An 8988-nucleotide genomic window follows, 5' to 3' on the forward strand; every position below is an offset into this window, starting at 1 on the left:
TAGTCCCATTTCACAGGTCAGGGAGTTTTGTTCGTCTGGGCCGTGGGTGCAGCCTTTTGTCGGGAAAATGAACGCGAACCCGCAGTTCTGATGTCGTAGTGAGGTAGTGAATTTTTGCTAGGGCGAGGCAACTTCAAATGACGGCTACCGATGATTTTAGATTTCATGCCCATGAGCTGATGGTTGATCTGGACGCGGCCACCACGGAAATGATGAAACTGATTTCTGCGCATCAGCTGAGCGGCCCGGAATGGGAACGGGTTACTCAATGGCAGCATGAAGCGTATGAAAGATGGATGACTTATCTGAACGAGAGGTCGTATCCGGATCCCGGGGATCACAACGCCCCGTGCTGAGTTCTGTGTAACGGATGGATGTCCGGGCAGCGACGCGCTACATTTCCTTTTTTCGGGATAAGGACGCGTCATGCGCAATTTGATTGGGGGAGTAGGGTTGGCGTTGCTGGCGGGCTGTTCGTTGCCCGCGTCCCTGGTGCCAGGTGAGCCCAATCTCAGCAAGTACAGCAACAAGACGCCAAAAGACTATGCCGCGTGCGTTCTTCCGGCGTGGCAGCGGGAGATACCCAGCACGACCCAATCGGCGATTTCCAATGGCTACAGGGTCACGGCGCCGAGCATCATCACGGCCGACGAGATCGTGGATATCGTGAAATCGAAGGATGGCAGCCACGTATCGCTTTATCAGGGGCCGCCCTGGGCGAAATCCGGGGCGTTGCGTCAGGCAGTGCGTGATTGTCTGTAAGGTCTAGTCGGTGATATCGGTCACCTGGATGATCGGGTCGTCGCTTGCCTGAGCGCTCGCACCGATTTTCTTTTCCCGACGATCGTTCATCCAGTTGTCCACCTCAGCATTGAATTGCGCCGGCGCTTTTCGTCCAACCTTCCTGGCGAGATCAAGAATGGTCTGCTGGGCGAGAGCGTCTTCCATGCGTTTCTGCGCGGTCATCATGGCGGCATGCACCGAGCACTGACCTGCCAGCGCCCACGCCGGCGCGGAACCTTCGAACAAGGCGCAACGCCCCCGAATCTCTCGGCAATCGAAGATGAGCTTCTGGCCGTCGATGGCATTGACGATATCCAGAAGGCTGATTTCGTCAGAAGGCCGGGCCAGCTTGAACCCGCCGCGCACGCCTTCAGTGGCGACCACCAGTTTTGCCTTGGCCAGTTTGGTGAAAATTTTTGCCAGATAGTCCTGTGGTACGCCTTGCAGCTCAGCAAGGTCACGCACGCTCGCTTCACGGGTGTCGCCGCCATTGCCCACCAAAAAAATCAGGCAATGAATGCCGTACTCAACGCCTGCGCTGTAAAGAGACATATCAATCTCCGACTAAAGGTGTCGTAAATGTTAACAGCGGAAAGCGAGCCGAGCAACGCATCCGGTCGCGTATTCACTGCTCGTTGTGCGGCAGAGTTGGCTGTTTATAGCCTTTTCTGGACAAATCAAACTTTTCGATACTAACCATCAGTAATTTCGTTTTGTTTCAAGTAACTAGGATCAATATAGTCGCCGTTGTCCGGTCAGCAGTGGTAAGCAGTCGCTACCGAAGAGCGTGACCTTTAACGAATTCATCACTTGGTCTTCTCCCCGGAGTTAAAAATGAAACAGCACATCTTGGTTATCGGCGCAGGTTTCGGTGGCATGTGGACGGCTTTGAGCGCCACGCGTCTGTTCGACATTCATGGTCACAACGACGTTGAAGTGACCGTTCTGGCCCCTCAGGCCGAGCTGCGAGTCCGTCCGCGCTTCTACGAACCGAATGCTCACCAACTGGCCGCACCGATCGGCGAACTGTTCGATGCGGTCGGCGTCAACTTCATCAAGGGCTCTGCCGAAACCATCGACGTTGAGCAAAAACGTGTCGGCTACCTCGATGCATCCGGCAACCAGCAAGTGTGCAGCTACGACAAACTCGTTCTGGCGACCGGCAGCCGCCTGGCATTGCCGAACACGCCAGGTGTGGCAGAACACGCCTTCGACGTGGACCAGATCGAACAGGCCGTACGCCTGGAAAATCACCTCAAGTCCCTGGTGAACCTGCCAGAAAGCCAAGCTCGCAACACCGTAGTGGTGGCCGGCGGTGGCTTCACCGGGATTGAAACCGCGACTGAAATGCCTGCGCGGCTGCGTGCCATCCTGGGTGATCGCGCCGACATCGAAGTGATCATCGTTGATCGTGGCGAGAAAGTTGGCGGGTCCATGGGCGCCGAGATCGCCAAGTCGATCGCTGAAGCCAGTATTGAAACGGGTGTGAAATGGCGCTTGAAATCGTCGGTCGTCGCCGTCGATGAAAACGGTGTGACGCTGGCCGATGGTCAGCGCATCGATGCCAAAACCGTGGTCTGGACCACCGGTGTACGCGCCAGCTCGTTGACCGAGCAGATTCCGGCCGAACGCGATCACCTGGGCCGTCTGCACGTCGACGCTCACTTGAAAGTCATTGGCCAGGAAGACATCTTCGCCACCGGCGACGTCGCCTACGCCGCCACCGATGACATCGGCAACTTCGCACTGATGACCTGCCAGCACGCTATCGTATTGGGTCGCCATGCCGGCAATAACGTTGCTGCGCAGATTCTGGGCGTGGATCCGACTCCGTATAGCCAGCCTAAATACGTGACCTGTCTGGATTTGGGAGCTTGGGGTGCGGTTTACACTGAAGGTTGGGATCGCCAGGTCAAGCTGGTCAAACAGGAAGGCAAGTCGCTCAAGACGCAAATCAACACCCAGTGGATCTACCCTCCGGTGGCCAATCGCAAAACTGCATGGGCAGCGGCGGATCCGTTGATTCCGATTGCCTAAAAGTCGTTAGTGTTATCTCGATAACGCTGCCAGCTTAGAAAAAATCCCGCCCGGGTTCTCTTGGGCGGGATTTTTTTTGCGCCTTGAACGGTTGCGGTCGTGAAATTTAACGTGTACTTTTTCATGAAAATATAAGTATAAAAATTCACGAGGCCTGCATGTTTCAGCAATCTACCCAGCACGTCGCCAGCTATTACGCCCACACCTGTGCCGATCGTCTGTTCGATCGAGCCGCGTTGGAGGTCGAGCAGGACACTGACGTGTTGATCATCGGGGCCGGCTTCAGTGGATTGCATACGGCGTTGCGTCTGGCACTCGCCGGCAAGCGCGTAACGTTGCTGGAAGCCAGTCGGGTGGCCTGGGCCGCCTCGGGGCGCAATGGCGGTCAGGCCATTCTAGGTTGGTCGTGTGACATGCCGCCGTTGGAGGCAGCGCTGGGTTATGAGCGCGCGCGCCGGTTATGGGACAGCATGCGCTGGGCGGCACGGGAGTTGCGAGACTTGCCCGCGCGCCATGGTTTTGATTGTGACTATCGGCCTGGTCACCTCTGGACGTCGGTGATGCCGCGTCGGGTGAGTCTGCTGACAGAATGGCAACACGAGGCCAGCCACAAGTGGGGCCACGATGGTTTGCAGTTCATTTCGCGCGAGGCATTACCTGATTGGGTCGCCAGTGAGCGTTACCAGGCAGGTCTGTTCGATCCTGAAGGCGGGCATTTGAATCCGCTGAAATTGGCGCTCGGCCTGGCCGCTGCGATTGAACAGGCCGGTGGACGTATTCATGAACAGAGCAAGGCGTTGAGTTATCACGAAGAAGGCGATCGTTACGTGGTCACCACTGAGCGCGGTCGCATTCGCGCCGACGTGCTAGTGCTGGCGTGCAACGCCTACCTTGATCGGCTTGATCCGGAGCTTTCGAGTTGCGTGTTACCGGTTGGCACCTATCAGGTGGCCACCGCGCCACTTTCAGAGGAGCAGGCAACAGCGTTGCTACCCAGCAATGTATGCGTCACCGACAACCAGTTTGTTCTCGATTATTTCCGCCGTACGCCGGACAACCGTCTTCTGTTCGGCGGTGGTTGCACCTATTTGGGCGGCATGCCGAAGGACATCGCCGCTGCGACTCGGCCCTATCTGGAACGCGTGTTTCCTCAGCTCAAGGGCGTCGAACTGGACTTTGCCTGGGGAGGACACATCGATCTGACCCTCAAGCGCACGCCTGACATCGGTCGATGTGGCGATCTCTACTGGCTACAGGGTTACTCCGGGCATGGCGTGCTGCCGACTTTGGCCGGGGCGCGTGCCGTGTCCGACGCGATACTTGGCCAGCCGGATGAGCTGGCGTTGTATCAGGGTTTGATCAACGGCAGTTTTCCCGGTGGAAAGTATTTGGCAGCACCGATGGAAGCCATCGGCAAGGCCTGGTATCGGCTGCGCGACAGTATTTGAAGCATCAATTTCGGGAAGCTTTTAGATGGACATGCAAGAAGAAATCTCGGCGCTGGCGATCCTGATCCAGGACCTGCGCAAACACAAAAAGTACACGCTGAAAGACCTGGCGGACAAAATCGGTCGTTCGGTCGGCTTTCTCTCGCAAGTCGAGCGGGGGTTGTCACGTCCCACGGTGGCGGACTTGACCGCCATCAGCGAAACACTCGGCGTGCCGACCACCTATTTCTACAGCCTGCCCAAGCCCATGGCATTGCCTTGGGTGACCCGCCCGGATGAGCGACGCACGCTGTATTACGCCGACGGGATTACCGACATCCTCGTCTCTCCGAAAATGAGGGCGTCCTTTTCAATGCTTGAAAGCCAACTGGAGCCCGGCGCCAGCAGTGGTGATCGGCACATGAACGACAGCTCGGAGCAGGGTGGCTATGTCCTCGAGGGTGAGCTGACGCTGTGGCTGGATGACGATAAACCGGTGACATTGCGCACCGGCGACAGTTTTCAGCTGGCCAGTCATACGCATTGTCGCTACGGCAACCTCTCGGATCAGCTCGCCCGGGTGCTTTGGGTTTACACCTGATAAAAACATCAAGGAACACTAACGATGGATGCTGTCTGCTCTGATCTGGTTGCTGAGGTTCGCGCGTTTCGTCAGCGCTTCCCGCAGGTGCGTTACGTTGACCTGATTTCCCTGGATATCCCCGGGCATTTTTACGGTAAGCGCTACCCGATAGAAATGCTCGAGAAGGTCGCCGCAGGCACCGCGCTCAAGCTACCGCAAAACTGTGTGTTGCTGGGCACGCAGGGAGGTCTGTTCAAAATCGGCGACTACTGTTTCAACGACGGCGACCCGGATGCTTTACGCCACCTGGTGCCCGGTACGCTCAAGCCCGTGAGCTGGGAAAAACAACTGCTGGGGCAAATGCTGATTACCTCAAGCGGTACTGAAAAGCCTATCGTCTTCGAGCCGCGCGAAGTGTTGGCGCAGGTGCTCGAGCGCCTCGGCCGAAAAGGGATTTTCCCTGTGGTCGCGTTCGAACTGGAGTTCTATCTGTTCGATCGCCAATTACGTGACGGCTTGCCACAGTTCCCTCGCGATCAGCTGACCGACGATGCCGATGATCAGCCGAACATGCACATCGAACGGCTGTCGAGATTTTCACCGGTACTCGATGACATGGTCGAGACGGCACGGGCGCAAGGCATCGATGCCACGGTGATCACTGCGGAGCTGGGCCCGGGCCAGTTCGAGATCAATTTCGGTCACCTTGACGACGGCCTGCGTGCGGCCGACTGGGCGGCCCTGTTCTGCCGCAGCACACGGGGCGTGGCCCTCAAGCACAACCACCGCGCCAGCTTCATGGCCAAACCTTACTTGCAGCACCCCGGTAGCGGCATGCATGTGCATGTGAGCCTTTACGACGAGGCGGGAACCAACCTGTTGGCGGCTAACGATCAGCAGGCGCTGCGCCATGCGGTGGCCGGTTGCCTTGAAGTGTTGCCGCATTGCATGCCGATCTTTGCACCGAATCACAACGCAATGCGTCGCTTGAGCGGCACGGTGAATGTCGCGACGCGCGCCAGTTGGGGCTTTGAAGATCGTGACGCCTGTCTGCGGGTGCCTGAGTCGGACGCTAAAAATCTGCGCATTGAACATCGCCTGGCGGGCGCGGATGCCAATCCTTATCTTGTGTTGGCGGCGATTCTGGTCGGGCTGGAGCAAGGGCTGGAAGTGGGTCGTGAACCGATTGCATCTCTCAACGAAGATCGTGGCAGCGGAATCGAATTCCCGTTGGAGATGCTGGAGGCCGTGCGTTCGATGCAAAACAACGCGCAGATGCGCGAGGGTTTGGGGGCGGAGTTTGTAGATGTCTACTGCGAAAACAAGCGCCAGGACCATTTGGCGTTCCTGCAGGACATCAGTGCGCGGGAGTATCGCTGGTACCTCTAAATCAGTCCTTGTCGACGCTCGACCATAAAAAATGTGTGGATATTTAATGAGTTAGACGTTTTAGTAACTGGATAGTGAATCAAAATATCTTGTTACAGGCAGAAATATTAAGTAATATTCGCCCCGCGTTCACCACCACGGTTTATGCATTTTGAGTCCCAGGCGTCCATCAGCTGCCTGGGATTTTTTTTGCCTGAAATTCGGCATTTGCTCAATTTCAGTGGACCGCTGAGGATCTCGGAACAGGCATGCGCTCAAACCTGGAAACCGCTTTGATCCAGAAACGCCGATAAGCTGTTTTGTCCGGGGCCAACGGTTTGTGGCTGGACCATACATGCTCGGCTTTCAAGCTGGCGCGATACGCCTCCCACTCCTTCTCCTCGGCGACTTCCTTAGCCCTGCGTTCATCATCGAAATAGCCCAGTACATACACTTCGCCCTGATCGATGCCGTGCTCGATCAGTAGGTAGATATCTTTCATCAGCTTTAACCCGCTGCTACACATGCCAGGATCCCCAGACGATGGGGCATTGTCCTGACTATCGGCAAGCATTTTCGATAGTTGAGTTTTATCGATGAATGGCAAGGCACAGCACCGGCCTTGACCGGCGCTGTGTCTTTGAGTGATCTACGGCAGCGCTTGACCCACCATCGGCGCACGCTTGGCGAATCTCATCAGCCAGTAGTAACTCAGGGCGGGCACCAGCAGCCCGACGATCCAGGCCAGGTCTACGCCATCCAGGGCATTGGCCACCGGACCGAACCAACGTGGTGTTCATGAAGGGGATTTCCAGGGCGATCGCCAGCACGAAACTGCCGCAAGCGATCCAGTTGATACGCCCGTTCATGTTGGCACCGAACCAGATGAAAAACAGCGAGCCGGGTTGGCCATGGCGTTCGGTCTCAGGGATGAAATCGATGTGGTGGTGCAGGCGTCGCTGACCAGCCGAATGTGATAACCCAGGGCGAAGGCATCGAACACCGTGCTGAGCACACAGACATCGGTCAACACGCCGCAGACGATCAGGGTATCGACCCCGAGCACCTTGAGTCGGGCGTCCAGGTCGGTTCGGTGGAAGGCGCTATAACGGCCCTTGTCGATAATGAGTTCATCAGGCTGCGGCGCCAGACGTTCGATGATTTCCACTTGCCGGGTGCCGGCGCGATAGCTGCTGGGGCCGCCATCGCCCGCTCGCGGTTCGCCGCGCGGCAAATCACTGCCGTCGGCCTGATTAATGTGACGGGTATAGATAACAGGCACCCGCTGACGGCGGGCGGTCTCGAGCAGGGCGGCGGTGTTGGCCGCCACAGTGTCGAAGTGTTCCAGGACGAAACCGTCCTCCTGTTGCATGTCGATGATCAACAGCGCGTTTTTATTGTTCATAGAGCAAACCTGATCATGGGCGAAGCACAATGCACCGGACACGCTTCGCGATAACGAGACGTGGGGTGCGTGAATTCCAGTTCGGGTGGGCTCAGGGAACGAGTTGCCAGAAGCCGTTCTGCTTGGCAGTAACGCTGGCGCGCAGGCGCTTGAAATGGAGATGCGAAGCGGTCCATTCGCCGCGCAGGTAAGCCTGCTAGGCGCCGGAGGGAAGGGCGAGTGATGGGCTGCGATCATTGATCATTGGAATCGACCCTACACGTCAGTCAGCCCCCCCCCCGGCTTCGCGTCCGAGGGGCAGGGTAGTGGACTCAGCGAAACGCTGGCACCACGTGTTTGATAAACAGCTCCAGGGATTTTTTCTTCTCCGCGTGGGGCAGGCTGTTATCGCACCAGAAGCTGAACTCGTCGACCCCCAGTTCCTGGTAATACTTGATGCGCGGGATGATTTCTTCCGGGGTGCCGATCATGGCGGTCTTGTGCAGACTCTCCAGTTTGAACTCCGGGCGCTCGGCGAACTTCTCTTCCGGGCTCGGCGCCAGGAAGCCGTTGACCGGCACTTCCTTGTTGCCCGAACCAGGCATCGAACGTGCGATAGAACTTCGAGATCGCCTTGGCCCCGACTTTCCAGCCTTCCGGGTCATCCGCCGCGTGGACGTGGGTGTGACGCAGCACCATCAGTTGCGGGCGTGGCACGTCCGGGTTGTTATCCAGCGCGGCCTGAAACTTGTTCTTCAGGTCGAGGACTTCTTCGTCGCCTTTCATCAGCGGCGTGACCATGACGTTGCAGCCGTTGGCCACGGCGAAGTTGTGTGAGTCCGGGTCGCGAGCGGCGATCCACATTGGCGGATTAGGCTTCTGGATTGGCTTCGGTACGCTGGTGGACTTCGGGAATTTCCAGATATCGCCATCGTGAGCGTAATCGCCTTGCCACAGGGCGCGCACCACCGGAACCATCTCGCGCAGCGCTTGACCGCCGGAGGAGGCGGGCATGCCGCCGGCCATGCGGTCGAACTCCACCTGATAGGCGCCACGGGCCAGACCGACTTCCATGCGACCGTTACTGATCACGTCCAGCAGTGCGCATTCGCCAGCGACCCGCAACGGGTGCCAGAACGGCGCAATGATGGTGCCAGCGCCGAGGTGAATGGTGGTGGTTTTGGCGGCCAGGTAGGCCAACAGCGGCATCGGGCTCGGCGAGATGGTGTATTCCATGGCGTGGTGTTCGCCGATCCAGACGGTGCTGAAACCGCCGGCTTCGGCCATCAGGGTCAGTTCGGTCAAGTCTTCGAACAGCTGACGGTGGCTGACGCTTTCGTCCCAACGTTCCATGTGCACGAACAGGGAAAACTTCATGACGCTTACCTCGGATCTTTTATTGTTGG

10 protein-coding genes and 2 pseudogenes are annotated in these 8988 nt (G+C 57.7%); 6 read left to right on the top strand and 6 right to left on the bottom strand.

Going from position 1 to position 8988, the window contains the following annotated elements; genetic code table 11:
* Positions 1 to 137 precede the first annotated feature (137 nt).
* Both CUN63_RS25400 and CUN63_RS25405 read left to right on the top strand, forming a co-directional pair.
* Positions 138 to 356, top strand: coding sequence for a hypothetical protein (locus CUN63_RS25400; protein ID WP_129443501.1), 219 nt, complete (start codon positions 138 to 140; stop codon positions 354 to 356).
* A gap of 70 nt (positions 357 to 426) precedes the next feature.
* A complete protein-coding gene (locus CUN63_RS25405; protein ID WP_129443503.1) occupies positions 427 to 762 on the top strand; it encodes a hypothetical protein in 336 nt (111 codons plus the stop codon).
* Positions 763 to 765: 3 nt separating this feature from the next.
* Here CUN63_RS25405 and CUN63_RS25410 read toward each other — a convergent pair whose 3' ends face one another.
* Positions 766 to 1335: an Rrf2 family transcriptional regulator gene (locus CUN63_RS25410; RefSeq protein WP_129443505.1), complete on the bottom strand. Its 570-nt coding sequence runs from the start codon at positions 1333 to 1335 to the stop codon at positions 766 to 768.
* Positions 1336 to 1617: 282 nt separating this feature from the next.
* Between CUN63_RS25410 and CUN63_RS25415 the strand changes: the two genes are divergently transcribed.
* A complete protein-coding gene (locus CUN63_RS25415; RefSeq protein ID WP_129443507.1) occupies positions 1618 to 2820 on the top strand; it encodes an NAD(P)/FAD-dependent oxidoreductase in 1203 nt (400 codons plus the stop codon).
* Here the strand turns inward: CUN63_RS25415 and CUN63_RS32800 are convergent.
* Positions 2817 to 3023 carry a hypothetical protein gene (locus tag CUN63_RS32800; RefSeq protein ID WP_371928191.1) on the bottom strand — a complete coding sequence of 69 codons (207 nt, stop codon included), beginning with the start codon at positions 3021 to 3023 and terminating at the stop codon, positions 2817 to 2819. The genes CUN63_RS25415 and CUN63_RS32800 overlap by 4 nt on opposite strands.
* Here CUN63_RS32800 and CUN63_RS25425 point away from each other — a divergent pair.
* Genes CUN63_RS25425 through CUN63_RS25435 form a run of 3 tightly spaced genes read left to right on the top strand, consistent with a single transcriptional unit; the run spans position 2979 to position 6219 of the window.
* Entirely contained in the window at positions 2979 to 4268 is a 1290-nt protein-coding gene (locus tag CUN63_RS25425; RefSeq protein WP_129443511.1) for an FAD-binding oxidoreductase, read from the top strand. The two genes, CUN63_RS32800 and CUN63_RS25425, sit on opposite strands and share 45 nt — an antisense overlap.
* A 25-nt stretch (positions 4269 to 4293) precedes the next feature.
* Complete coding sequence (locus CUN63_RS25430; RefSeq protein ID WP_129443513.1) at positions 4294 to 4848, top strand: helix-turn-helix domain-containing protein; 555 nt, start codon at positions 4294 to 4296, stop codon at positions 4846 to 4848.
* A gap of 24 nt (positions 4849 to 4872) precedes the next feature.
* The gene (locus CUN63_RS25435; RefSeq protein ID WP_129443515.1) at positions 4873 to 6219 is read left to right on the top strand and encodes a glutamine synthetase family protein; all 1347 of its coding nucleotides are present in this window, start codon (positions 4873 to 4875) and stop codon (positions 6217 to 6219) included.
* A gap of 217 nt (positions 6220 to 6436) precedes the next feature.
* On the opposite strand, the gene CUN63_RS25440 is transcribed toward CUN63_RS25435, so the two are convergent.
* The 4 genes and pseudogenes from CUN63_RS25440 to CUN63_RS25455 all read right to left on the bottom strand — a co-directional run bounded on the left by CUN63_RS25440 (position 6437) and on the right by CUN63_RS25455 (position 8959).
* Positions 6437 to 6700, bottom strand: a complete 264-nt coding sequence (locus tag CUN63_RS25440) for a hypothetical protein (RefSeq protein WP_129443517.1) — start codon at positions 6698 to 6700, stop codon at positions 6437 to 6439.
* 147 nt (positions 6701 to 6847) lie between these two features.
* Positions 6848 to 7061 (bottom strand): annotated as a pseudogene (locus CUN63_RS25445) (cytosine permease); the annotation flags it as partial.
* Positions 7062 to 7063: 2 nt separating this feature from the next.
* Positions 7064 to 7603: an isochorismatase family cysteine hydrolase gene (locus CUN63_RS25450; protein ID WP_256657590.1), complete on the bottom strand. Its 540-nt coding sequence runs from the start codon at positions 7601 to 7603 to the stop codon at positions 7064 to 7066.
* A 311-nt stretch (positions 7604 to 7914) separates the two neighbouring features.
* Positions 7915 to 8959: pseudogene (locus CUN63_RS25455) on the bottom strand (LLM class flavin-dependent oxidoreductase).
* Between the last annotated feature and the right edge of the window lie 29 nt (positions 8960 to 8988).

The organism is Pseudomonas sp. ACM7, assembly GCF_004136015.1.
In the GTDB taxonomy this organism is placed as follows: domain Bacteria; phylum Pseudomonadota; class Gammaproteobacteria; order Pseudomonadales; family Pseudomonadaceae; genus Aquipseudomonas; species Aquipseudomonas frigoris.

What these genes read in the sequence shown, in the direction of transcription:
- CUN63_RS25450 (WP_256657590.1), bottom strand. Translation starts at nt 7,603, where the DNA reads ATGAACAATAAAAACGCGCTGTTGATCATCGACATGCAACAGGAGGAC.
- CUN63_RS25405 (WP_129443503.1), top strand. Translation starts at nt 427, where the DNA reads ATGCGCAATTTGATTGGGGGAGTAGGGTTGGCGTTGCTGGCGGGCTGT.
- CUN63_RS25425 (WP_129443511.1), top strand. Translation starts at nt 2,979, where the DNA reads ATGTTTCAGCAATCTACCCAGCACGTCGCCAGCTATTACGCCCACACC.
- CUN63_RS25400 (WP_129443501.1), top strand. Translation starts at nt 138, where the DNA reads ATGACGGCTACCGATGATTTTAGATTTCATGCCCATGAGCTGATGGTT.
- CUN63_RS25435 (WP_129443515.1), top strand. Translation starts at nt 4,873, where the DNA reads ATGGATGCTGTCTGCTCTGATCTGGTTGCTGAGGTTCGCGCGTTTCGT.
- CUN63_RS25410 (WP_129443505.1), bottom strand. Translation starts at nt 1,335, where the DNA reads ATGTCTCTTTACAGCGCAGGCGTTGAGTACGGCATTCATTGCCTGATT.
- CUN63_RS25415 (WP_129443507.1), top strand. Translation starts at nt 1,618, where the DNA reads ATGAAACAGCACATCTTGGTTATCGGCGCAGGTTTCGGTGGCATGTGG.
- CUN63_RS25430 (WP_129443513.1), top strand. Translation starts at nt 4,294, where the DNA reads ATGGACATGCAAGAAGAAATCTCGGCGCTGGCGATCCTGATCCAGGAC.
- CUN63_RS25440 (WP_129443517.1), bottom strand. Translation starts at nt 6,700, where the DNA reads ATGAAAGATATCTACCTACTGATCGAGCACGGCATCGATCAGGGCGAA.